We start from the raw sequence: 24103 nt of genomic DNA, 5'->3' as shown, positions 1-24103 counted from the left end.
TGCCGCGGGGGCGAGTGGCGGCGCTACCCTGGGAAGGACACCGGTTCGCCGGTCCGCAGCGACCTCCGGGAGTGGACATCGTGACCGATGACGCCGAGGGCGCCGCCCCGGCCCCCGCAGGACCCGATGCGGAGTCCGTCGTCCTGGACATCGCCGGGCTCTCGCCCGAGGAAGTCGCCGCCCTCCCCGACTCGGTGCTGGGCGCCCTCCTGCGCCGGGTGCACGACACGGCCGGCGATCCCTTCGTCACCGGGTTCTCGGAGAGCCTGTGACCGGTCGCGGCCCGGTGCGGCAGACCGCGTGCCGGAGCCTGCGGATCCTCCTGACGCCACGGGCGTCCGGCGGGGAACACGGGGGTACGGCCCCTATACTTGCACCCCTGCATGCCCGTTATGTCCATCGTCATTCGCTGTCACCTCGCCGAGTGGAGAGGTCATGCCAGACGCCAACCCCCAGCGCCACGCGGGTTCGTTCGCCGTCTTCTACACCACGTCCGAGAACCTCGGGCTGAGCACCACCCTGCGCAACGCGGCGGACATCCTCGCCGAGGGCAATCGCAGCGTGCTGCTCGTGGACGGCCGTCCCGGTGCCCCGGGGGACGGGGCCGCGGTGCCCGAGCCGGAGGCAGGGCAGGTCGCCGCGGTGGGGCGGGCGGCCCCACGCGAACTCACCGCCCTCTTCGACGACCCGGTCGCGACGCGCTACGACCACGTCCTGATCGAGGCGCCCGTCCCGGCGGCCCCGGGCGACGAGGCACCCGGCAGGCTGGTGGAGTTCGCCGACGCGCTCGTCATGTGCTTCGCCCTCACGGCCTGGTCCATCGACGGCGCCGCCGCCCTCACCGAGGAGCTCGTCGGTCGCCGCGCCGACCGGCCCGTACGGCTGCTCACCCTCGGGCTCAAGAGCGACATCGGCGTGCACGACCGGCTGCGGGAAGGGCGCGAGCGGGTGCGCCGCAAGTTCTCGGCGCTCGCCCAGGCCCGCGGCGCGGGCGAGTACCCCTTCCTGGAGATCCCGTACAACCCCCTCTACCTGGACAGCCGCAGCCTCGCCGTCGAGACCGAGGACGCGGGCAGTGTCGGGGGCCTGCGCCCGTCCTACGCGCAGCTCGCCGACTGGCTCCGCGCCCGCCGCGAGGCCCGGCTCACCGACGCCACCGTCGTCCACTCCGGGCGGCACGTCGCCTGGGCGGCCTGGCTGCGGGACCGGCTCGGCGAACGCGGCGTCCGCACCGAACTGCGCAGGATCGACACCTACACGGGGGAGCGCCCCGAGACCGGCACGGCCCTGCTCTTCCTGTCTCCGGGCGACGCCGACGACGCCCTCCTCACCCAGATCGGCGCGCTCTCCCACACCGACGTGCGCATCGTCCTGGTCGACGAGCCCTTCCCGAACGCCGAGGCCGCGCACCACGAGCGCATCGACCTGCGCGAGACCACCGAGGACGAGGCGCTGCGGATCCTCTACTCCGGCCTCGGTCTGGGCCCCGGGCAGCCGCGCGAGGGCACCGCCGGCGCCCGCTTCCCGCGGCTGCCCGAGATCACCAACGTCGCCGCGCGCAGGGGCGGCTTCACCGACCGCGACGACCTGCTCACCTCCCTCGACGAGGAGCTGCGGGAGGCCGGCCGGGACGGCGCGGCCCTGGTGCTGCACGGCCCCAGCGGCTGGGGCAAGAGCGAGGCCGCCCGCGAGCTGTGCCACCGCCACGGTCCCGGGTACGACGTGGTGTGGTGGGTGCGCTCCTGGGACCCGCAGCGCCTGCGCAGGAGCCTGGTCCGGCTCGCGGGACGCCTCGGTACGGCCGAGGACCGGCTCGCGGCCGTGGCCGCCGAAGGAGACATCTCCCCGCTCCTCGACCGCCTCTCGCGCCCCGACACCGAGAACAGCTGGCTGATCGTCTACGACGGGGCGACGGACCCCGCCGAACTGAACGGGTTGCTCCCGATCCCGCACGAGCGGGGCCACGTGCTGATCACCAGTCGCGTCTCCCCGGCGCGGGAGAACCCCCGGGACACGCGCCCGCCGTTCCTGACGTCCTGCGCCATGCGGGCCATGACCCGGGCGGAGAGCGGCGACCTGCTGAGCGAACGGCTGCCGGAGCTCACCGCAGACCAGGCCCAACAGGTCGCCGGCGTCGTCGACTTCGTCCCGCTCCCCCTGCAACTGGCCGCCCGCTGCCTCGCCGAACGCGCCGCCGCCCACGGCCGCGAGGACCACATGGCGCCGGAGGCGGCCGCCCGCGCGGCCGTCGCGGACCTCCTCGCCGAGTACCGGGCCGGCAAGACCGAACTCCTCGGCGAGAGCGCGACCGGGGCGGTGTCCTCCCTCGCCGTCATGGTGCACGTCGCCCGGCGGTTCGCCCGGTTCACGCCCGGCGCCGCCGCCTGGCGCACCGAACGTCCCGCCGACGACGCACTGGACTGGCTGCTCCAGGCCGCCTCCCTGCTCACCGGGCGCGGGATGGGCCTGGAGCTGCTCCGCTCGCGCCGCATCCTGTCCGAGCTGGCCCGCGACGACTCCTCCGGACCGGTTGCCCCCGAGGGCGACGGCGGCGTCCGTCACCCCGACCAGGTCCAGCTGCCCGACGAGCACATGGTGAGCGTGGCCCTCTGGGCGCTCGCCCAGGTCGGCCTGCTCAACGTCGAGTTCGACCGCAAGGACCAGCCCCTGACGCAGCACCACGCGCTGCGCGACCTGATCCGCGACGGCATGGAGGCCGGGACCCGGGAGCGCATCGAGTCCGTCCTGCGCGGCGTACTGGCCGAGTACGTGCGCCGGGACGAGGACCTGCCCCCCGACTGGGCGCGCGAGGTGTACTCGCTCAGGCTGTGGGAGGACGACCGGCCCCGCGTACGCCGCTCGCTGCTCCGCCACCTCCAGGCGCTCGGTGCCCGCGCCGAGAGCACCGACCTCAGCCGCCTCCTCGACATCGCCGACCGGGCCCGCGACGCGTGGTGGGTCGACGGCGACGAGCCGACGCCCGAGTACCTGCGCCTGCTCAACCTCACCGCCCGGGCCCACCGCCTCGCCGGTTCGTACGACAAGTCCCGCGTGCTCTCCCGGGAGGCCCTGCGCGGCCACCGCAGGCTCCTCGGCCTCGTCCACCCCCGCACCCTGCTCTCGGCCGACTCGCACGCCGCGACCCTGCGGGCCCTCGGCCGCTTCCAGGACGCCCTGACGGAACTCAGACCCTCCGTGGAGGGCCTCACCCTGCTGCTCGGGCGCCAGCACCCCGCCACCCTCCAGGTCGAGCACAACCTGGCCCTCAACGAGGCGCTCACCGGGCGCGTGGCCGCCGCCCTCGGCCGGGTCCAGGAGCGCTTCCGCCAGCAGCAGGCCGTCAAGGGCAAGGGCGACCCGGCCGCCTGGGCCGAGGCCGACCTGCTCGCCTACCTGTACCGGGCCATGGGGCGTGACGGCGAGGCCCGGGACCTGCTGCGGCAGCGGCTGCGCCGGCACGGCGACGTCTGGGACGGGGCGCGGCTGAGGACGGAGGTCGGCCTCGCCGTCAGCGAACGCCGCCTCGCCGACGGCTTCCCCGCGGCCAAGGACCCGCGCTACGGGTACGAGATGGCCCACGAGCGCGACCTGCGCGCCTTGAAGCTGTACGTCAGCCGCTTCGGCGCCGACCGGATCGACACCCTGCGCTGCCAGTTCAGCTACGCGGCGGACCTGCACGCCCTCGGCAAGACCGACGAGGCGGAGCTCCAGGCGCGGCTGTGCGGCACCTCGCTGGCCGAACGGTTCGGCGTGACGCACCCGTACACGGCGCTCAGCGACGTCCGCCACGGCGTCTACCTGCGGGCGACGGGCGACCTGACGTCCGCGGAGGCGACCGGCCGGCACGCCCTCACCCGGCTCACCTTCAAGCTCGGCCAGGCGCACCCGTGGGTCGCCGCCGCAGAGAACTCCCTCGCCGCCACCCTCGCCGCCGCGGGCCATGCGCAAGAGGCCGCCGAACTCGCCGACAGCGCCCTGACCCGTCTGCGTGACCTGGGCGTCGCCCACCGCCCCGACGGCCGGCGCGTGAAGGCCCACCACGCCCGCCTGACCGCGTCGGGCGACCCGCGTCCGGTCCCGCAGTCGGGCTTCGACATCGATCTGGAGCTGCCGGGACTGTAGGACTTCGACGGGACCTGTAGCAACCTGTAGGAACAGCAGGACCCGAGGACCCCGGTCATCCACCGAAAGGCGACGTGCACGTGGCAGCCCCCGCACCGCATGGCACCCAGACGCTGACGGAGCACCACTGGGCTCCCGAACGACACGGCCGGATAACCTCGTTGTGCGACGAGGCCGTCTCCTCGACCCCGGGGATCAGGTCGCTGTCCCACTTCGGCAACGGGATCCTCGACTTCGTCATCTGCCGCACCGACCGGCGCCCCCTCGGCGCCCTGATCGGCGACCTCGGCGACGAAGGGGACGAGGAGTCGCTGCCCGGAAGCCGCCTGCTGCTCTCCGCCCAGGACGTCGGCGTGCTCCTGCAGCCGCTCGGCACCGGAGAGCTGATGCGCACCGTCGTGGCCAACAGGGAGGGGTGCCTGTGGGGCGGGCGCGTCAAGCCCGGCGAGTACCTGGTCGCCGTCACCGACACGGCCGATGACGCCGAGGCCGTGGACACGTCCATGAACGCGCTGGTCACCCGGATCCGTACGGAGGTGCACCGGCTGTCCGACGAGCTGCCCGGCGGAGACCCGGCGGCCAGGCCCGGCCGCCTCTCCCCCGTCGACGGCGCACGCACCGCGCTGCGCGTCGACTTCGGTACGGCCGCCACGCCCGAGCCCGCCTACGAGGAGCGGCTGCGCGCCCTGTGGCTGGGCCATGTGAACACCGTCGACCTGCAGTACGCCGCCTACTACCGCGACTGGACCCTGGTGTGCGCGGGCGACGTCTTCGAATCGGACGACCTCGGACCGAAGTTCCTGAGCGTCAGCGTCCGCACGCGGCGCACCGCCTACCGCGAGCTCTCCAGGAGCCTGCGCGGCCACCTGATACGCCTCGCCGACGCGCTGAGCCTCGTCGCCCCGGCCCAGGCGGGCCGGGCGGCCGTGGAGCGGCTGGTCCTGGACGTGCAGGAGGGCGCGATCTACCTCGTCTGGACCTCGTCCCGCGAGTTCCTCGTCGGTGTCACCCTCGACCAGACCCAGGTGGCGAACGCCGACGCGCAGCTGCAGCGGCTCGCGGGAGCGGTACGGGCACTCACGGCGCCGCCGCGCTGAGCGTGCCCCACACCTCCTCCGCGAGCACCTCGACGGTACGGGCGGCCGTCAGCGGGTGAGGGGGGCCGGGGTTGCCCAGCAGGTGCACCGGAAGGATTTCGACCGCGCTCTCGTACTCCCGGCAGATCCTGCGCAGTTCGCCCCACTGGCGCTCGGTCGGCGCACCGGGCACGGCGGCGCGGTGCCAGGCGGCCACCGAGCCGCGGAAGTTCTCGGTGAGCGCGCGGACCAAAGTGGCGCAGCCGAGCACGCCGAGCTCCGCCGAGGTCGCCGTGGCACGGCGTTTCACGGCCGTGCCGGCGACGCGCCGGGTGACCGTGTCGAGCACCGCGAACGCCTCCTGGAACCGGCGCCGTACCGGTCCCGGCAGATCGAGGGCGGCCGGCTCCCCCGGCCCGGACCCGGGCGAGCTCTCCACGAGCACCGACGCCGGTGCCCCCGGCGCCGAGGTGCGCCGCCGCCCGTCGGCGGTGGCCGCCGCGGCCCGCGCCCGGGGCTCGGGCACCCAGGAGGCCATCGTCCGGCGCAGTTCGGCGAGTTCGGCGGTCTGCTGCTCCAGGTCTCGGCGCATCCGTTCGCCGAGCTGGACCAGGCCCTCCTCGCGGCGCCCCTCCGCGAGCCGCCCGTCCAGCTTCCGCAGCGCCTTGTCCGCCCTCTCAGCGAAGCCGCCCTGCCGGTACACCAGCGGCCGGGAACCGATCGAGCGCCCGAGACGGTCCTGCATGGCCTGCGAGACGTGGCCGTTGACCACGAGCAGCACCTCGCACCGCCCCGGACGCACCGCACTGCGCAGGCCGTGCACCTGGGCGGCGATGCGTTCGGCGTCGTCGGCGACGAGGACGGAGCGGGTGAGGATCACCGCGAGGTAGGCGTTCGGCGCGGGAGAGAGCCAGTGCAGCACCTCCTCGCGGCCTCCCGGCGGGGCCGACAGCCGGGCCGGGACCGGATCGCGCGAGGCGATCCGCCACTGGCCGATGTCCAGGGCCTTGCGCACGTCCGTCTCGACCTGCCGCCGGGCGACCCCCTCGTGCAGATCGCGCACCGCCCGCAGCACCCTGGTGGCCGGCACGTCCCGTACCGCACCGTCGCCGCCGTCACGCCGGTCCTTGTCCTCGACGAGCTGCCAGGCCTGGCGGCAGGTCTTGAGGACCTCGCGGGGCACCCCGTCCGTCAGCTCGTGCAGCAGCCGCAGGGCCTCCGCGTCGAACGGGCCGGCCGACCCGTCGGGCGCCACCGCGCGCGGCGCGCCGCTCCCGCCCTGGCCGGCGTGGACGTATGCGGCGACCAGCTCGGCGGTGAGCCGTTCGTCGAATCCGCTCGGCCACAGCTGCACCAGCCGCTCGTGCACGCTCTGCCGGAGCTCCGCCAGCCCGCCGGGAGAGACGCAGAACACCAGCAGGCCGCCGCGGCTCGCGTAGATGTTGACGAGCCGTTCGAAGGCGTCCATGAACGTGCGCCGGTGCTCGTCGCGCCATTCGAGCACCTTCTCCAGCGAGTCGATCAGGAGCGCGTACGGCTTGCCGACCCGGCCGTGCAGGACCGCCTGCACGGCCAGCGTATCGAACACCCGGTCGATGCCCGCGGCGTCCTCGTGCCCGCCCTGCCCCGCCGCGGGCCCGATGGCCTCGGTGATGCCCCGCTCCCGCAGCGGCTCGGCGGGCTCGCCGCCGTTCAGCCAGTCCCACACCATCCGGTTGAACGACGGATCCTGGAGCAGGGCCAGTGCGGTGGCGAAGCGGCGGTGCTCGGTGACCTCGCCCAGCGTGCGGCGCAGATCCGCGTGGATCACCTCGGGGTCGTAGCGCAGCGCCGACACCACCTTGTCCGGGTCGAGGCTGCCGCCCCGCAGCCCCGCCGCGATCTCGCCGAGGGAGCCCAGCCGCGGATCGCTGCCCTGTGTGTCGACGCGGTTGGCCGTCGCGTACGCGTAGTAGTTGCGGACCAGTTCCTCGAAGGCGCGCTTTCCCTGGGGCGTGTCACCGGGGCCGCGCAACCGGTCCCGGTACATCCGCCCCATGTCCTGCACCGGCTCGTCCATGATCCACATGGCCAGGGGGTCCGACAGCCGGCTCAGATCGGCGTACACCTTGCGCAGTGCATGGCTCTTGCCCAGCCCGAACTCGCCCACGAGGGCGATCACCCTGCCGCGCCGGCCCCCGGTCGGCCGGCTGGCGAGGTAGTCGTCGACCAGCCCGGTGAGCTCGACGGTGGTCGGCGTCCCGATCGTCGCGTTGCCGGAGTCCGCCGCCTCGACCGGCACCTTCCCGAGGTCGGCCGATGGGCCGAGGCGCACGACCGGACTCAGGGGGAAGGGGTTGCTGTGCCAGATGTCTCCACTGTCTGGGGCCACGGCGGGCACTCCTCGTGTTTCCGGTGACGGCGATCCGAAGCGGCGGGCGGGTGGGGAGGCGGGAGCGGGGGCGGAGTCAGGGGCTCGCCGGCGGGGCGCAGCCGGCGGGCGGGAGGTCGGCGGGCGGGGAGTGCTCGGCCGGGGAGTCGGCGGCGAGCGCACCGAGCAGGTTCTCCCTGGCCTCGCGTCTGAGCCGCTCCGCGTGGCGGCTCAGCTCGTGCGCCGTGATCCGGACCGGTTCGCCCGCGCGTATCCGGTCCTCGGCCGCGGCGTGGTAGACCATCCGCAACTCCCGCACGTCCGCGGGTTCCCAGCCGGTCAGGAGCGCCGCGTCCGGGTCGGGGTGGCCCGAACGGGCCGCCTGGCTGAACGCCACCCGGTCCTCCCCCTTCAGGTGGCCGAGCTCCAGGTGCGTGACCGCGGGATGTCTGAGCACCTCCTTGACCACCTCCCTGGCCCGGTCGGTCGCTCCGTGGCTGATCTCGACGAACAGGACGATCCGGCTCCGCGCATGCTTCAGACAGGTCAGGAGGAACTCGCTGCGCACGCCCGCGTCCTTCCAGGCGATGTGCGGCACGATGACGAAGAGCAGCGCGTCCTGCTGCTCCAGGAGCTCGCTCATCGCTTCGAAGGCCTCGCTCGGGGACCATTTGGAGATGCCCGTGTCGACATGGGTGAGCTTCGTGCGCAGTTCGCCGACGACCTGCTTCACGATGCCGGTGTTGATGGCCGGAACGGTGGCGAACCGGCCGTTGTCGTCGAGGCTGATGACGTCGCCGATGTTGTCGTAGCCGGCGGTCATCGCCACGACCTGCTTCAGCGGCGGATCCGGATCCATCCGTTCGATGTGCTCCTGCGCCTCGTGGACGCACCGGTGGATGAGGGTGGTCTTGCCCATGCCGATCGGGCCCGTCACCACCACCAGGGAACCGTAGTCCACCCCGCCGTCGACCACGTCCGGGAGCCTCTCCAGCCACTTCCGGAAGGTGTCCACCTGCGCCTTGGCGTGATCGACGTCCACCCACTGCTCGCTGTGGCTCGTCTCGCTCCAGGGCACCAGCGGGTAGTCGACCCGGGGCGGGGACGCGGCGTTGCGCAGGGCCTGCCTCTTCGTCGGTACGCGCACGCTGTACGGGTTGTGCTGCGCAGGCACCGTCATGCGGACGCTCCCGGGGTCGTGCGAGCCCGCCGCTCGCGTGCGGTGCGCCATCTCCAGTAGAGCGTGCGCCCGTTGAGGTCCGAAACGGCGCTCAGCATACGGTCCACGGTCTGCCGCACCTCCTGCGCCCGCCGGGCGCGCGCGTGGGTTCCGAGCAGCCGGCCGTCGCTGGACTCGGGCAGTGGCCGGGCCAGCGGCAGTTCATCCGCCAGCCGATGGGCCCGCGCCCGCCGCGCGCCGGGCGCGGCCACCTGGGCCAGGGCCGCGCCCAGTGCCTCGCGCGCGGTCAGCACCGCCGCGTGGTCCGTCGCCGGATCGTCCTCGTAGTTCCTGAGGTACTCCCGCGCAGCCGCCCGGAAGGAGGTCCTTGCGCTCTCCAACTGCTGTTTCAGCAGCCGCCGCTCGGTGGAGACGCGCTCCCACGACTGCCCCCCGAGGGTGAGCAGGGCGCCCACCGCGAGGAGGGGGAGCGAGGTCAGGAAGGTCCCGAACCAGCCGCCCTCCTCCTTCTTCTCCTCTGCCGCGGGCCCCGGGCCGTCGGACGCCGCTCCCATCAGCGCCGAACAGGCCCGGGCGAAGTCGTCCTGACGGCGCACGGACCACGCCTGCGGCGTCATGCGCCCGACGGAGGCCGTGGGCAGCACGGAGTCCGTGACCATGACGGAAACCGGGGTCGGCGCCGCGGGCCGCAGGAGGCCCAGACGTGCGGCGGCCGCGAAGAGCTCCGCCCGGTGCGGGGCGTCGAGGCAGTAGACGAGCTGTACGTCGCGCTCCCTGGATCCGGCGGGCGCGGCGAAGGCCGGGGCTGCCGCCAGCACCACGAGGACCGCGGCGGCGGTCCCGAGCCCCTTCCGGACGTGACGCGTTCTCCGCCTCATGCGCACCTTCCCCCTCCGGCCACCGCCCGCGCCGGTTCCTCGACTCGTTCCCCCGGGGCCCCGCAGGGCCGCCGCCACCGCCCTGGCGGCCGTCAGGCGGGTGACCGTCCCTTGGCCAGCGGCTTCTGCGCCGCCCCCTCGGGGGGACGCTCCGCACCCGCGCCGCGTTCCGGGCCGCCCTGTCGCCGCCACGGCCACGGCGGACGGGCGAGCAGCACCTGCGAGGTGCCGTGGAGCAGGTTGACGACCAGTACGGCGGGGCCGACGACCGAGACCGTTCCGGGGAAGTCGCTTTCCAGTGCGAGGGCGATGAGGACGGCCGTGATGCCGTTCTGCTGCCCCAGTCCGAGCCCGATCCGGTCCCGCCGCTCCAGTCCCCGTACGAACAGGGGCATGACGCCCAGGGCGACCACGGCTTGCGCGCCGAACGCGGCCACGCCGAGGACCAGTCCGGGCAGGAGCGCCACGCCCTGGGCCAGGAACAGACCGAGCGCCAGGAACGCGGCCGGATAGGCCACGGAGACGGCCCGGTCGACGACCTTGTCGAACGCGCCCGTACGGACGGCCAGACCGGCCAGCGCCACCGCGAGCATCAGCATGCCGGACGCGGCGACCGCGAGCATCGCCACCACCAGCGCTCCCGTCAGGACCGCCCCGACGCGCCGGCCGGCCGGCGTGCCCGCGAGCGCCGTGGCCGCCGCCCTCGAACCCGCGAGCGCCCGCAGCGCCCTGCGGCCGGCCCACCACAGCAGCAGCACCGCGGCGAGCAGCGCTGCGTTGAGACCCAGGCCCCTCGCATAGCCGCCGGTCCCGCCGCCCGCGACGGCCGGTGCGCCCTCGTGGCCCGCGGCGGTGTAGGCGTAGGCCGCGACGTACAGCGTCAGCAGCACCGTCATCGGATCGTCGAACGAGGCCCACGCCGAGAGCAGCGACCGGGCGCGCGGCGACATGCGGTCGCCCTTGCCGAGCGCCGCGACGGACAGCGGATCGATCTGGGCCACCGCGATGCCGAGCACCAGGTACTCGGGCCGGTCGAACGTCAGCACCATCACGCCCGCGATCAGGGACGCCTTCAGGACGACGCCCAGCGTCACGGCCGCCACCACGGCGGACAGGTCCGAACGCAGGGCACCGAGGTCGATCGAGTACGTGGATCCGTACAGGCCGACGGCGAGCAGGAGCCCCGTGCCGTAGAGGTAGCCTCCGCTGCCGACCAGCTCCGCCGGCTGCGTGAACAGCCCGACCGTCACGCCGACCAGCAGCGCTCCGAGCACCCCGATCACGACCGCCGGGATCGATTCCGGCAGTCGCCAGGACCGGACACGTCCGCCTCTCGTCACAGCCTCTCCCCCTCCCGGCCCGCGAACGTCGCCCTGCACCCCCATGCGTCGGCGCCGCGGAGCCAGGTAAATCGTAGGGGGCGCGGGCGCCGAATCGATAGCCGGACTCCCTTCTCCTGTACGGGAGTTGACTCTTCGACCCGAATGGACGACACAGGATGACGCGCCTCGACCGCTTCTGTGCGGTCGTGCCAAGAAGATGCCCGGTCCGGACTGCCGCCGAACACCGGCTACGGGGACCGGCCGCCGAGAGCGTCCACTTTCGCGTCAAGGGCGGCCAGGGCGGCTTTGAGGGCCGCGATGTCGGACTTGTCTGCCGACTGGTTGGGTTCCGCCAGTTGGACCACGAGGGCTCCGCCCGGCTCCAGGGTGACCTCCGTGGTTTCCGTGACGTCGTCGCCGCCCTGGTGGCGGACCGCCGCGTCCAGATCGGCGCGGCGCAGGCCGTTGTGGCGGATCACCGAGGTGAGCCAGTGTCCGTCACGGGCCAGGGTGGTGGGGGTGCCCTCCAGAAGGCGGCCCAGCCATTCGTGCCGGGCTGCCGCCCGGACCACCACGGCGTTCACCCCGAGCAGGACGGCGGCGCCGAAGGCCCCGCCGAGGACCGAGTCGTCCGGGCCGATCACGGCGTTCTGCACGACGTTGGCGAGCAGCAGCATGACCACCAGGTCGAAGCTGCTGAGCTGTGCGAGCTGGCGCTTGCCGACGACCCGCAGCAGCAGCAGGATCAGTACGTAGACCCCGATGGTGCGCAGCGCCTTCTCCAGGTACGGGATGTCGCCGTGCAGGAAGGGCGTGAGGGCGTCGTGGGCGGCATGCACCCCGTCCACGCTGGCACATCCGGCACGGCCGGCGTCAGCGACCCGCCGCAGTGCGGCCCGGTCTCCGCCGGTTCGCACATGCGCGGCCGCCCGCCCCGCGCAGGGCGGGCGGCCGCGTGCGTCACGGCTTCGGCAGGGTGCAGCCGGCGCCGTTCAGGTCGATCTTGTTGCCCGCCCCGACGCACGGGACGATGATGTACGTCTCCTGTGCGTAGTTGATGCCCTGGCGGACGGTGACCTTGCCGGTCTCGTCCACCTCGCACGGGTTGTTCTCCGTGCAGCGCTGCCCGTCCTCGTTGCCCGTGTTGTTGACCGCGACGACCTTGCCCGTCGCCGTGTCGATCACCGGGGAGCCCGAGGTGCCGCCGATGGTGTTGCAGGACGAGGTGTAGCGGACCGAGTCCTTCCAGGTCCACTCGCCCTCCTTGAGGCGGTACGCGAACCCGTCCACGTTGCAGCTGTAGATCCGCTTCCAGTAACCCGAGACGACCTTGATCGCCGTGCCCTGGACCGGGCGGGCGTCGTTCAGGGTGAGCGCGGCGATGCCGTACTGGCTCTGGATCTGCGCGTACGTCTTGGTCAGCTGGTAGACCGAGATGTCCGTGTCGGTCATCGTCGCGTACGCGATCTTGCTCGCCCGCAGCGTCGCCACCCGCGATCCCGACGCATTGAGCAGCGAGAACGAGCGGCTGGACGACTGGTCCTTGACGACCTCCCCCGGCCCCGGGAAGCCGCTCTCGATGCAGTGCCCGTTGGACAGGACGAGTGCGGGGTCGTTCGGCTGGGAGCCGGGGACGCGGACGACGGAGCCGGAGCAGTTGCTGAGCGCGACCGTCCCCGCGTAGTTCACGGTGACGGCGGCCGCCTTGTCCCGGGGTGTTGACGCCACGGCCGGTGCTGCCGCCGCTCCTATCAGGAGCAGCGAGAGCACGGCGCCGACGAGAGGCTTGCGCATGTGGGGGTTCCCCTCTGATGACGATGCAACCGAAGATCCTTCGGTTGTCATGTGCATTGTTGGGACACCCGAATCAACTGGCAAGGACGTGGCCAGAGTTGGCGGGTTTCAGGTTCCGGCGCCGCCGGTCAGCGCAGCAGGCGGTCCCTGAGCCGGGCCGCCGTCTCCGGCGTGATCCCGACGCGCGCGGCGAGGTACTCGGCCGGGGAGCCGTAGCGCGTGGCCAGGTCGGCCAGGACGAGCGAGAGGATCTCCGCCGGGGCGCGCCCGTACGAGGGCCAGCGCATGGCGCGGCCCGGATGGGCCGCGTGCCAGTCGGCCGTGAGGCGGGCGGTGGCCAGCTCGGTCAGCGCGAAATCGGCCAGGATCTCCTCCTCGGACACGTCGAGGAGGGTCAGTACGAACGCGGCGATCAGACCCGTGCGGTCCTTGCCGGAGGTGCAGTGGAAGACCGTCGGACCGGGGCCGGCCGCGATGAGCTCGATGGCCCGGCGGATCTCGTCGACGCCGTCCTCGGTCACCTCGGCGAACCGGTCGGCGAGGTACCGCCAGGGGTCGACGCCGGGGTCGATCGCCGCCTGGTCGTAGGGACGGTGCTCGATGCTGAGGTTGGCGTACGCGAACCGCTCCGGCTCGGGGATGCGGCCCTTGGCCTCGATCTCCCAGGGGTAGCGCAGGTCGATGACCGTGCGTATGCCGAGGCCGAGGAAGCGGTCCCAGTCGGCCCCGGCCCCGGCCCCGGCCCCGGCCCCGGCGAGTTTGCCCAGGGAATCGGACCGGTAGAGCGTGCCCCAGGCCACCGTACGGCCGTCGGCCGAGCGGTAGCCGCCCAGGTCGCGGAAGTTGTGCAGGCGCTCGAAGTCGATGTGGCGGCGGTGCGGGGACGTGCGCGGGCCGGTGCTCTGATCGGACAACTGGGGCTCCTCCGTGTGCGGTCGAGCCCCAGGATGCCTGACCGTCCCTCAGCGCTTGCGCGCGAGCGTGAGCCCGTCCGCGATCGGGAGCATCACCGACTCCACGCGCTCGTCGCCGCGCACGTACGCGTTGAACTCCCTGATGGCCAGGGCGTTCCCCTCGGCGCCGGCGTCCACCGCCTCGCCCCCGTACAGGACGTTGTCGGCGAGGATCACCCCGCCGGGACGCAGGCGCGGCACGAGCTCGTCCCAGTACGCGCGGTAGCCCGGCTTGTCGGCGTCCAGGAACACCAGGTCGATCACCGGCTCCTGCGGGAGCGCGCGGAGCGTCGCGAGCGCCGGGGCGACCACCAGCTCGATCCGGTCGCCGACCCCGGCCGCCTTCCAGGCCTCCTGGGCGATCGACGTCCACTCTTCGGAGACGTCGCAGGTCAGGACCCGCCCGCCGGGGACCAGGCCCTCCGCCAGGGCCAGCGTCGAATAACCGGTGAACGTGCCGACCTCGACGATCCGCCGGGCACCGAGCATCTTGCCCAGCAGGGTCAGGAACACCCCCTGCTCGTGCGGGACCTGCATCTGCGCCTCGCGGCCGAGCTCACGGGTCCGCCCGATCAGCTCCTCGTGGACGCGGCCGCGCGGCTCGGCCTGCGCGACCAGGTACGCGTACACCTCGGGGGTGAGGTGCACCGTCTTCACTTCGTCGACGTCCCTGTCCATGTCGTACGTCCCTTCGCGAGTCGCCGTGTACGCCTTCGGGACTGCCCAACGACACCGTCCCCGACCGGCAACGGCTCGGCCGACCGGCCGTCGGACCGGCCGTCGGACCGGCCGTCAGGCCACCGGCTGGAGGGCCGCGTACTCCAGCGGGGCGGACGGGTCGACCGTGAGGGTGAGCGGGGCCGGGGGTGCGTCCGCGCGGACGAGGAGGTCGCCGATCGCCGCGATCATCGCGCCGTTGTCCGTGCACAAGGTCATCGGCGGCACCCGCAGCTCGATCCCCGCCGAGGCGCAGCGCCGCTCCGCCAGGGCCCGCACGCGCGAGTTGGCCGCCACCCCGCCGACCACCACCAGCGTCCTCACGCCGTACTCCCGGCAGGCGGCGACCGCCTTGCGGGTCAGCACGTCGGCCACCGCCTCCTGCAGCGAGGCCGCCCCGTCGGCGACCGGCAGCCGCTCCCCGCGCTGCCGGTGGCCCTCGGCCCAGCGGGCGGCGGCCGTCTTCAGCCCCGAGAAGGAGAAGGAGTACGCGTACGGGTCCTGCCCGCGCGGCCCGCCGGTCAGCGGACGCGGGAACGGGACCGCCCCCGGGTCGCCGCCCCGCGCCGCGCGGTCGATGGCCGGCCCGCCCGGGTACGGCAGTCCGAACACCCGGGCCACCTTGTCGAAGCACTCCCCCGCCGCATCGTCCAGGGTGTCCCCGAGGTGCAGGATCGGCTCGCGCACGAGGTCCCGCACGAGCAGCAGCGAGGTGTGGCCGCCGGAGACGATCAGCACCACGCAGGGCTCGGGCAGCGGCCCGTGCTCCAGGGTGTCGGCGGCCACGTGCCCGGCCAGGTGGTGGACCCCGTACAGCGGTACGCCCAGCCCGTACGCGAGGGTCTTGGCCCCGGCCAGTCCGACCTGGAGCGCGCCGGAAAGGCCGGGGCCGGTGGTGACGGCCACCGCGTCGAGCTGGTCGGCCCGCAGTCCGGCCCGCTCCAGGGCCTGGCGGACCACCGGGTTGAAGGCGTGCAGGTGGGCGCGGGCCGCGATCTCGGGGACGACCCCGCCGAAGCGGGCGTGCTCGTCCATGCTCGACGCGACGACGTGCGCGAGGAGCCGGCCGCCCCGCACGATGCCGGCGCCCGTCTCGTCGCAGGAGGACTCGATGCCGAGCACCACCGGATAAGCAGCCATCAGACCCGCACCCGTACCCTTATTGCGAATAGTTCGCAATAAGGGTACTAGCCGCGCGGGACCACCGTGGCCAGCACCGAAGGCAGCGGGTACCAGTCCGCCGAGGCGATGGACGCGTGGTGGGCGGCCATCAGGGCGACCCGTTCCCGCGCCTGGGCCTCGGTCGGGTGCACCCCGTCGATGGCGGGCGCCACGCCCTGGGCGTCGGTGGCGATCAGCAGGTAGTGGTTGCGGTCGTACCAGGCGGTGTCGATCGAGCCGCCCGCGTACGCGCTCGCGTCCCCGTCGAAGACAACGAACCAGGGGCGGAGCGTCGCGTCCGCGTACCGCGCGCGCGGGTCGCCGGCCTCGGCCCGGTGCACCGCGGGGAAGGCGGCGGCCTGGTCGAGCCGGCCCGCGGCCGCGAGGGAGCGCAGGTGCTGCGCGTACTCCCGGTCGGTCCACAGCGTGTCGTTCGCGTTGCCCTCCTCCAGCGTGCCGGGGATCAGCTCCACCAGGAACTTCCCGGCCATCGCGGCGCGGCTCGGCCAGGCGCCGGCCCGGGCGGCGGTGTCCAGGTCGACGTGGCCGGCGGCGAGCCGGCCGGGGCCGTACACGGCGTCGCCGAGCTTCGAGTTCAGCAGCGCGTCGAGCTCGGCCGGGCCGCGGCCCAGGTTGGCGGCGAACCCGTCCTTGAGTTCCAGCTTGAGGACGACCGGGCGGTGCCCGGGGTGGGCGTCGTGCCAGCTGCGGATGTCGGAAAGACAGCCCGCGAGGTTCTGGTTGCGGGCCTTGGTGCGCAGCTGGGCGGGGCTGGTGGCGTTCTCGCAGTTGTTGTCGTTGCCGAAGGGGTTGTCGTGGGAGACGCGCCAGGAGCTGCCGAAGAAGTTGGTCCACACGTCGAGTTCCAGCATCGCGGCGCCCGAGTCGAGGGCGTCCGCGAAGTACGGGTACTTCGCCTTCTCGTACGCGTTGTGCACGCCGACGCCCGTCGATCCCGCGTACGGGAGGTCGGCGGCGGCTCCTGCCGCCTTGGCCCCGGCCGCCCCCGCCGGGGCCGTACCGAGGACGAGGGCCAGGGCCGCCAGGCCCGCCGTCACCGCGCCCGCCATCCGGTTCCGCAATCTCATGCTTTCGGCTCCTGTCCGCCCGGTCGATGCGCCGATGCGCAACTCGCCCGGAGGGTAGGCGAGTTGAGTGACGGGCGGAAGGACACCGGATGACGGGGGCGGGCCGGGACCCCGGCTGTGAGGACGGACACGTTCCGGTCCGGAACCGCCGCCGTCGCCCCGTCCGTCGAACAGGGAGCCGCTCGGGACGCCGACCGGCGTCTTCCGGCGGAGAGTGGCACGGCATGTTCACCAGGGTTCGCGGGCGGACCGTACGGGTCACCCTGCTCGCCGGCGTCGGCTGCGCCGTGCTGATCGGGTGCGCCGGGCTGCTGTGGAAGCTGTACGGCATGGCGGCGTACGTGGCGGACGGGGATCCCGCGGAGGGCAGCTACGTACAGGCCGCCGAGTCCGCCGACCGCGCGGCGGCCGCCGTGCTGGCCGGCCCGGCGCGGGAGGTCCCGCCGACGGGCCCGGCCGCGCGGGGCACGGAGGCACGGGACGCGGAGGCACGGGACGCGGAGGCACCGGGCACGGAGGGGCGGGACGCGGAGGCACCGGGCACGGAGGGGCGGGACGCGGGCGGCTGGCGGCCCTCCGACCCGCTGGTCGCGCGGCCCGCCGCCGCGGAGTCCGCGATCGGGGCGCTGTTCTCCCCCGGCGAGGACGCGGACCAGGACCACCACTGCTCGGCGAGCGTGGTCCACTCCCCCGGCGGCGACCTCGTCGCCACCGCCGCCCACTGCGTGTACCGCGGGATCCTCGGATTCCGTACGAACCTCGCCTTCGCCCCCGGATACCGCGACGGGGAGGCCCCGTACGGGGTCTGGGTGCCCACCCGGATCGACGTCGACCCCCGCTGGACCGAGGATCAGGACCCCGACTACGACGTGGCCTTCCTGCGCATGCGCCGCCCCGGGCACCCCGGCGAGCGGCTGGAGGACGCCACCGGGGCCCTGAGGATCCGGTTCGGGCCCGAACTGCCCGCGCCCGCCCGCGTCGTGGGCTATCCGAATGCCACCGAATACCCGGTGGAGTGCTTCAACACCGCCCGTGCCGAGGGGCCCGCGCAACTGCGGCTGGATTGCGCGGACGTACCCGACGGCACGAGCGGTGGTCCGGTGCTGACCGACGCGCACACCCTGATCGGGGTGGTCGGCGGCCGCGACGGGGGCGGCGACGAGAAGACCTCGTACAGCAGCCTGTTCGGCGATGGCGTGCGGGCCGTGTACGAGCGTGCCGTGGCGGCCCGCCGGTGATGCCGCTCCTATGACCCCGAGTCCGCCGGGGCCTTGTGGTGCGCCGGGTAGTCGGCGGTCTGCGGGGACGTGGGCAGCCGCCATTTGGACAGGACCCGGATCACGGTGCCGGGGCTGAGCAGCGTGTTCGGCGAGAGCGCCAGCGACAGCACGCCGAAGAAGGGCCGGGAGATCTCCGGGTCGGCGTTGGCGCCCACGATCACCCGGGACATGTAGGCCTGGAGGACCTTGGTGGCCCGGTCGGGCGGCGGCCCGTCGGTCTCCGGATACCGCATGTCCTCGCTGGTGGCGATCTGCCAGGCCACGTCGGAGGCGGCGGCCGTACGGCGCTGGATCCGCCGGGAAGCCGCGGCGATCTCCCGCGGCGCCAGGCCCCGGATGGCGCCGGCCAGCGCGTCCGCCGCGAGGGCGGCCACCGTCATCCCCTGCCCGTACACGGGGTTGACCCGGCAGACGGCGTCGCCGATCACGACGAATCCGGCCGGCCAGCGGTCGAGGCGCTCGAAGTGGCGCCATTCGTTGGCGGTGTTGCGGTAGCTCGTCGGCGCGGAGAGCGGTTTGGCGTCGCGGAGGGCGTCGTAGAGCACCGGGGAGCGCAGGCTCCGGGTGAAGTCGAGGAATTCCTCCTCCCCCGTCGGCGGCGCGTGTTCGCCGTTGCCGGTCAGCGTCACCAGCCAGCGGCCGTCGTCGAGGGGCACCAGCACGCCGCCGCGCGGATTCTCGGGGCGGCCCTGTACGTAGATCCCCTGCCAGCGGCGCGCGGGATCCGGCGGGATCTCGTAGTAGCGGCTGGAGTAGCCGAGGTGGGAGTCGTAGCGGGTGGTGGCCGGGGCCGGGTGGCCGAGGGCGGCGAGCCAGGCCGGGGCCCGGGAGGTCCGCCCGGTCGCGTCGACCACGAAGCGGGCCGGCAGCGGGTCGCCCTCGCGCAGCCGCACGCCGGTGACGGAGCGGCCGTCCGGCCCGGCGACGAGCCCGGTCACCATGGCGCCGGAGCGGACCTGGATGCGCTCGTCGCGCAGCACCTCCCGGCGAACCGTCCAGTCGAGCAGCTCCCGGCTGCCGATCAGGATCCGGGACCCGGGAACCGGGTGGAACCAGTCGGCCGGGCTCAGCCACAGGAAGTCGCGCGGCGTCTCCAGCAGCGCCGCCCCGGCCGCCAGCAGTTCGCGGGTGACCCCGGGCAGCAGCCCCTCCATCAGGTCCAGGCCCCGCGACCACAGCACGTGCACGTGCCGGGACTGCGGCACACCGGGCCTGAAGGCCGGTCCGGTGTCCGGCAGTTCGTCCCGTTCCACCACGGTCACGCGCGCGAACCGCTGGGCGAGTGCCCGCGCCGCCAGCAGCCCCGCCAGGCCTGCGCCGAGGACCACCGCGTGATCGTGGGCTTCGTGGACCTCTGGGTGGTTGTCCGTGTCGTCGTCCATGGCGCCGAGTCTCCCGCGCCGGCCGCGCGGCGGATCAGGTCCCGTCCGGGGCGCCCCGAGGCACCCCGGGGGCGGACGGGGGGCTCACGCGGGGGCGCCCTCCCCGGGACCCGTACCGCCGCCCGCTCAGCGCGCGGGGATCCCGTACGCGACGCCGGTCAGCTTCTCCGAGGCGGCCCAGAGCCGTTCGCCGGAGGTGTCGTCCAAGGTCCACTTCGCCCGCCAGGAGGGGGCGGGCGCCCCGCGCCAGCCGAGCCGCGGCCCGTAGAACGCGTCGGGCCGTACGGCGGGCGCGGTGGCCGCGTACAGGGTGGGCAGCGCGCCGGAGGCCGCCGGCTGGGCGAGGACGGCGGCGCCGAGGCCCATCAGCCGCGACATGGGCCGGTGGCCCTCCTGCAGCGAGGCCCCGGCGTGCAGGTTGGTCGAGGCGTAGCCGGGGTGCGCGGCGGCCGCGACGATCCCGGAGCCCGCCGCTTCGAGGCGCCGGGCCAGCTCGTGCGTGAAGAGGAGACCCGCGGTCTTGGAGCGGCCGTACGCGATCCAGCGCCGGTAGCCGCGCTCGCCGTTCAGGTCGTCGAGGTCGACGTCGCCGAGCGCGTGGAACCCGCTGGAGACGGTGACGATCCGGGCCCCGGGGGCGGCGGACAGCAGCTGGGGCAGGAGCAGTCCGGTGAGCGCGAAGTGGCCGAGGTGGTTGACGCCGAACTGGGTCTCGAACCCGTCGGCGGTCTTCCCGTACGGCAGGGCCATGACGCCCGCATTGTTCACGAGCAGGTCGAGGGAGCGCCGGCGCTGCCCGTGGACGTGCGCGAACTCCCGTACGGAGGCCAGGTCGGCCAGGTCCAGCGGGAGGAACTCCGCCTGCGCCCCCGGGACCTCGGCGCGCAGCCGGACCACCGCGGCCCGGCCCCGGGCCGCGCTGCGGCAGGCCAGCACCACGTCGGCCCCGCGCCGGGCGAGCTCGCGGGCGGTGACGTAGCCGATCCCGCTGTTGGCACCCGTGACGACGGCGGTGCGGCCGCTCTGGTCGGGGATGTTCTCGGCGTTCCAGCCAGGCATGTGAGCTCCCTCGCGACGGTGGGACGGTGGGGTGCACGGTGCGGTCACCTTGGGGTTACCGAGGGTAGACCTCCCCCGTCGCGGGGGCGGAGCCGGGGGCCGGTCCCCCGGGCCAGTAGGCTGCGGGTCCGTCCGCCCGCTCCCCTTCCCGTTCCCGAGGTACCGCGCAGTGAGCTCCGCACCGCCGCTCCCCATACCCGTGTCGGTCGTCGGCCTCGGCGCCGACGGCTGGGCCGGGCTCACCGCCGCCGCGCGGTCCGCGCTGACCGGGGCCGAGGTGCTGATCGGCGGGCCGCGCCAGCTGGACCTGCTGCCGGCCGGCGACTGCGCCGGCGAGCGCGTGGCCTGGCCGAGCCCGCTGCGGCCCGCCGTGCCGAAGCTGATGGCCGAGCACGCGGGCCGCCGGATCGCCGTGCTGGCCAGTGGCGACCCCATGTTCTACGGGATCGGCCGGGCCCTGGCCGAGGAGCTCGGGCCGGACGGCCTGCGGGTCCACCCGCACCCCTCCTCGGTCTCGTACGCCTGCGCCCGGCTGGGCTGGCCGGTGGAGGACACCGAGGTGGTCACGGTGGTCGGCCGCCCGGTGGCCCGGCTCGCGGCCGCGCTGTACGAGGGGCGGCGGGTGCTGGTGCTCAGCGCCGGAGCGGTGACCCCGAACGAGATCGCCGCTCTGCTTCGGGAGCGGGGCTTCGGTCCGAGCCGGATGCGGGTGCTCGAACAGCTCGGCTCCGAGCGCGAGGACACCTGCGAGGGACGCGCCGAGAGCTGGGACCACGCGCCCGGCGACCCCCTCAACGTGGTGGCCGTGGACTGCCGCCGGGACCGCGACGGCGCCGTCCCGCGGCTCGGCGCGACCCCCGGCCTGCCCGACACCGCGTACGAGCACGACGGCCAGCTCACCAAGCGCCACGTCCGGGCCGCCACCCTGTGCGCCCTCGCCCCGGCCCCCGGCGAACTGCTGTGGGACATCGGCGGCGGCTCCGGCTCGATCGGCATCGAGTGGATGCGCACGCACCCCTCCTGCCGCGCGGTGGCCGTGGAGCGCCTCCCGGAGCGGTCCGCCCGCATCACCCGCAACGCGGCGGCGCTCGGTGTCCCGGGGCTGCGCGTGGTCACCGGCGCCGCGCCCGGCGCCCTCGCCGGACTCCCGGCCCCCGACGCGGTGTTCATCGGCGGCGGGCTGACCGCCCCGGGGCTGCTGGACGCGGCCTGGGCGGCGCTGGCCCCCGGCGGCCGGCTGGTGGTCAACACCGTGACCCTGGAGTCGGAGGCGGTCCTCACCGAGCGCTACCGGCGCCACGGCGGCGACCTCGTCAAACTGGCCGTCGCGCACGCGGTGGCGGTCGGGGGTTTCACGGGCTGGCGGCAGGCGATGCCGGTCACCCAGTGGACCGTGACGAAGCCCTGGCCCCGGCCGGACGCGCGGCCGGACGATCCCACAGCGCAGGACCAGAACGAGGAAGAGGACCAGACGACATGACCGTGTACTTCATCGGTGCGGGCCCCGGCGCCGCCGACCTGATCACGGTGCGCGGTGCCCGACGGCTCGCCGCCGCCCCGGTCTGCCTGTACGCGGGCAGCCTGGTCCCGCGCGAACTGCTGGCCGAGTGCCCGCCGGACGCCCGCCTGGTCGACACCTCGCAGCTGAACCTCGACGAGATCGTCGCCGAGTGCGTCCGGGCCCACGCGGCGGGCGAGGACGTGGCGCGGCTGCACTCCGGCGACCCGTCGGTCTTCAGCGCGGTCGCGGAGCAGATGCGGCGGCTCGACGCGGCCGGCATCCCCTACGAGGTGGTGCCCGGCGTCCCGGCCTTCGCCGCGGCGGCGGCAGCGCTGAAGCGGGAGCTGACGGTGCCCACCGTCGGCCAGACGGTGATCCTGACCCGGATCGCCCAGCAGGCCACTGCGATGCCGCCCGGCGAGGACCTGGCCACGCTCGGCCGCAGCGGGGCGCTGATGGTGCTGCACCTGGCCACGCGTTACGTGGACCGGGTCGTCGCCGAGCTGCTGCCGCACTACGGGGCGGAGTGCCCGGCGGCGGTGGTGGCGATGGCCAGCCGCCCCGACGAGCTGATCCTGCGCGGCACGCTGACCGACATCGCCGCCCAGGTGAAGGAGGCCGGCCTGGTCCGCACCGCGGTCATCCTGGTCGGCCGCACGCTCGGCGCCGAGCAGTTCCGCGACAGCCACCTGTACTCCCCCGAGCGCGACCGGCATGTCTGCTGAACCGGCCCCCCTCCCGGCCCGCCACGTCCTGATCCTGGGCGGCACCACGGAGGCCCGCCGCCTCGCGGAGGCGCTGGCCGCCGACCCCTCCTGCCGTGTGACCACCTCGCTCGCGGGCCGGGTCGCCTCGCCGGTGCTCCCGCCGGGCGATACGCGGATCGGCGGCTTCGGCGGCGTCACGGGCCTGGCCGCCTGGATCGTCGCCCACGACGTCACCCGCGTCGTGGACGCCACCCACCCGTTCGCGGAGCGGATGAGCTTCCACGCCGCCGAGGCGCAGGCGTTCACGGGGGTGCCGCTGCTGGCGCTGCGACGCCCCGGCTGGACGCCGCGGCCGGGCGACGACTGGACCTTCGCGGACTCGCTGGACGAGGCGGCCGAACGGCTGCCCGGCCTCGGCTCCCGCGCGTTCCTGACCACCGGCCGCATGGGCCTGCACACCTTCGCGCACCTCACCGAGACCTGGTTCCTGGCGCGTTCGGTGGATCCTCCCCCGGACTTCGTCCGGGGGGACCCCCAGGCCGCCCCGGTCCCGCCGCGGCTCGAAGTCCTGCTCGACCGGGGCCCGTTCACCCTGGAGGGCGAACGGGAGCTGATCGCGCGGCACCGGATCGACGTCCTGGTCACCAAGGACAGCGGCGGCTCCGCGACCGCCCCCAAACTGACCGCGGCCCGCGAGGCCGGGATCCCGGTCCTGGTGGTCCGCAGGCCCCCGGTCCCGGAGGGGGTCGAGGAGGCGGGGGACACGGCCGCGGCCCTGGAGTGGCTCGCGGCGGCCTCCGCCTGACCCGCCCGGCCGTTGTCAGTGGCTGTTCCTACCCTCTTCGGTATGAGCGCCACCACCTTGCTGGTCCACAACGGCTCCGCCGCACCCGATGCCCCCGTCATCCGCATCGGGGGCCATCCGCTGGCCCCCGCGGGCACCGCGTGGCCCATCTGCGCGGCCTGCTCGGGGCCGCTGCAGTTCATCGCGCACCTGGTCCTCGACGGCGGGCGCGGGGTCCTCGCCGTCTTCATGTGCGCGAACGACCCGGGCTCGTGCGACGAATGGAGCGCGACGGCCGGCGGCAACAGGGCGTACCTCTTCCCGCAGGCCGGGCTGGTGCCGATACCGCTGCCCGCGCTGCCCGCTTCCGAGGACGAAGAGGACGACGACCCGGAGGAGGACGAGGACGACCCGGCCGACGACGTCCGCCGGCTCGGGGCCGTGCGTACCGTCGAGCGGGTGACCGTGGCCGAGCCGCAGTACCACGCCGCCGCGAAGGCCTGGTCCGAGCGGAGCGGGCGCCCGCGCCGCCAGGTGCTCGGGCAACTCGGCGGCGCCCCCGACTGGCTCCAGTACGACGAGACGCCCGACTGCGCGGGCTGTGGGGGGCCGATGGAGTTCGTCGCGCAGCTGGAGGAGGGTCCGGATCCCCTGACCGCCCCCAACTTCGGCTCCGGCAGCGCCTATGCGCACGCCTGCGAGCCCTGCGGCCTGGCGGCCTTCCTCTGGCAGTGCTGAGCGCCCCGGCC

General features: G+C 74.3%; 20 protein-coding genes. 8 read left to right on the top strand and 12 right to left on the bottom strand.

Annotation, left to right across the window (positions count from 1 at the left end; genetic code table 11):
• Positions 1–80: 80 nt before the first annotated feature.
• The 3 genes from fxsA to AB0M92_RS32810 all read left to right on the top strand — a co-directional run bounded on the left by fxsA (position 81) and on the right by AB0M92_RS32810 (position 5219).
• On the top strand, positions 81–272 hold the full coding sequence (gene fxsA / locus AB0M92_RS32820; protein ID WP_366105990.1) for an FxSxx-COOH cyclophane-containing RiPP peptide: 192 nt from the start codon (positions 81–83) through the stop codon (positions 270–272).
• A gap of 163 nt (positions 273–435) precedes the next feature.
• Positions 436–4122 carry an FxSxx-COOH system tetratricopeptide repeat protein gene (gene fxsT, locus AB0M92_RS32815; RefSeq protein WP_366105989.1) on the top strand — a complete coding sequence of 1229 codons (3687 nt, stop codon included), beginning with the start codon at positions 436–438 and terminating at the stop codon, positions 4120–4122.
• Between the two features lie 80 nt (positions 4123–4202).
• Positions 4203–5219 (top strand): hypothetical protein, encoded by a 1017-nt coding sequence (locus AB0M92_RS32810; protein ID WP_366105988.1) that lies wholly within the window; start codon positions 4203–4205, stop codon positions 5217–5219.
• On the opposite strand, the gene AB0M92_RS32805 is transcribed toward AB0M92_RS32810, so the two are convergent.
• The 10 genes from AB0M92_RS32805 to AB0M92_RS32760 form a co-directional block, all read right to left on the bottom strand.
• Positions 5200–7569 carry a hypothetical protein gene (locus AB0M92_RS32805; RefSeq protein ID WP_366105987.1) on the bottom strand — a complete coding sequence of 790 codons (2370 nt, stop codon included), beginning with the start codon at positions 7567–7569 and terminating at the stop codon, positions 5200–5202. The genes AB0M92_RS32810 and AB0M92_RS32805 overlap by 20 nt on opposite strands.
• A 76-nt stretch (positions 7570–7645) precedes the next feature.
• Entirely contained in the window at positions 7646–8728 is a 1083-nt protein-coding gene (locus AB0M92_RS32800) for a hypothetical protein (protein ID WP_366105986.1), read from the bottom strand.
• On the bottom strand, positions 8725–9606 hold the full coding sequence (locus AB0M92_RS32795) for a hypothetical protein (RefSeq protein ID WP_366105985.1): 882 nt from the start codon (positions 9604–9606) through the stop codon (positions 8725–8727). The genes AB0M92_RS32800 and AB0M92_RS32795 overlap by 4 nt, the downstream gene beginning before the upstream one ends.
• Before the next feature lie 92 nt (positions 9607–9698).
• Entirely contained in the window at positions 9699–10946 is a 1248-nt protein-coding gene (locus AB0M92_RS32790) for a hypothetical protein (protein ID WP_366105984.1), read from the bottom strand.
• 230 nt (positions 10947–11176) lie between these two features.
• Positions 11177–11776 (bottom strand): YetF domain-containing protein, encoded by a 600-nt coding sequence (locus AB0M92_RS32785; protein ID WP_366105983.1) that lies wholly within the window; start codon positions 11774–11776, stop codon positions 11177–11179.
• 112 nt (positions 11777–11888) lie between these two features.
• The gene (locus AB0M92_RS32780) at positions 11889–12722 is read right to left on the bottom strand and encodes a serine protease (RefSeq protein WP_366105982.1); all 834 of its coding nucleotides are present in this window, start codon (positions 12720–12722) and stop codon (positions 11889–11891) included.
• 128 nt (positions 12723–12850) lie between these two features.
• Complete coding sequence (locus tag AB0M92_RS32775) at positions 12851–13636, bottom strand: tyrosine-protein phosphatase (protein ID WP_366105981.1); 786 nt, start codon at positions 13634–13636, stop codon at positions 12851–12853.
• A gap of 48 nt (positions 13637–13684) precedes the next feature.
• Entirely contained in the window at positions 13685–14353 is a 669-nt protein-coding gene (locus AB0M92_RS32770; protein ID WP_366105980.1) for an O-methyltransferase, read from the bottom strand.
• 114 nt (positions 14354–14467) lie between these two features.
• A complete protein-coding gene (gene tsaD / locus AB0M92_RS32765; protein ID WP_366105979.1) occupies positions 14468–15532 on the bottom strand; it encodes a tRNA (adenosine(37)-N6)-threonylcarbamoyltransferase complex transferase subunit TsaD in 1065 nt (354 codons plus the stop codon).
• A gap of 47 nt (positions 15533–15579) precedes the next feature.
• Entirely contained in the window at positions 15580–16641 is a 1062-nt protein-coding gene (locus AB0M92_RS32760; protein WP_366105978.1) for a phosphatidylinositol-specific phospholipase C domain-containing protein, read from the bottom strand.
• Positions 16642–16865: 224 nt separating this feature from the next.
• Here AB0M92_RS32760 and AB0M92_RS32755 point away from each other — a divergent pair, with 224 nt between their 5' ends.
• Positions 16866–17879 carry a trypsin-like peptidase domain-containing protein gene (locus AB0M92_RS32755; protein ID WP_366105977.1) on the top strand — a complete coding sequence of 338 codons (1014 nt, stop codon included), beginning with the start codon at positions 16866–16868 and terminating at the stop codon, positions 17877–17879.
• An 8-nt stretch (positions 17880–17887) separates the two neighbouring features.
• Here the strand turns inward: AB0M92_RS32755 and AB0M92_RS32750 are convergent, their stop codons facing one another.
• Complete coding sequence (locus tag AB0M92_RS32750; protein ID WP_366105976.1) at positions 17888–19303, bottom strand: FAD-dependent monooxygenase; 1416 nt, start codon at positions 19301–19303, stop codon at positions 17888–17890.
• A gap of 126 nt (positions 19304–19429) precedes the next feature.
• Positions 19430–20362: an oxidoreductase gene (locus AB0M92_RS32745; protein WP_366105975.1), complete on the bottom strand. Its 933-nt coding sequence runs from the start codon at positions 20360–20362 to the stop codon at positions 19430–19432.
• A 169-nt stretch (positions 20363–20531) separates the two neighbouring features.
• Here AB0M92_RS32745 and cbiE point away from each other — a divergent pair, with 169 nt between their 5' ends.
• Genes cbiE through AB0M92_RS32725 form a run of 4 tightly spaced genes read left to right on the top strand, consistent with a single transcriptional unit; the run spans position 20532 to position 24092 of the window.
• A complete protein-coding gene (gene cbiE / locus AB0M92_RS32740) occupies positions 20532–21842 on the top strand; it encodes a precorrin-6y C5,15-methyltransferase (decarboxylating) subunit CbiE (RefSeq protein WP_366105974.1) in 1311 nt (436 codons plus the stop codon).
• Positions 21839–22588: a precorrin-4 C(11)-methyltransferase gene (cobM, locus tag AB0M92_RS32735; RefSeq protein ID WP_366105973.1), complete on the top strand. Its 750-nt coding sequence runs from the start codon at positions 21839–21841 to the stop codon at positions 22586–22588. Before cbiE ends, cobM begins: the two co-directional genes overlap by 4 nt.
• Positions 22578–23375, top strand: a complete 798-nt coding sequence (locus tag AB0M92_RS32730; RefSeq protein WP_366105972.1) for a cobalt-precorrin-6A reductase — start codon at positions 22578–22580, stop codon at positions 23373–23375. The genes cobM and AB0M92_RS32730 overlap by 11 nt, the downstream gene beginning before the upstream one ends.
• Before the next feature lie 42 nt (positions 23376–23417).
• Positions 23418–24092, top strand: coding sequence for a hypothetical protein (locus AB0M92_RS32725; RefSeq protein ID WP_366105970.1), 675 nt, complete (start codon positions 23418–23420; stop codon positions 24090–24092).
• Positions 24093–24103: the final 11 nt, after the last annotated feature.

This window comes from Streptomyces sp. NPDC051582, from assembly GCF_040681715.1.
Taxonomy (GTDB): domain Bacteria; phylum Actinomycetota; class Actinomycetes; order Streptomycetales; family Streptomycetaceae; genus Streptomyces.
The sequence above is the reverse complement of the archived record's forward strand: the minus strand, read 5'-3'. Positions and strand labels throughout refer to the sequence as shown.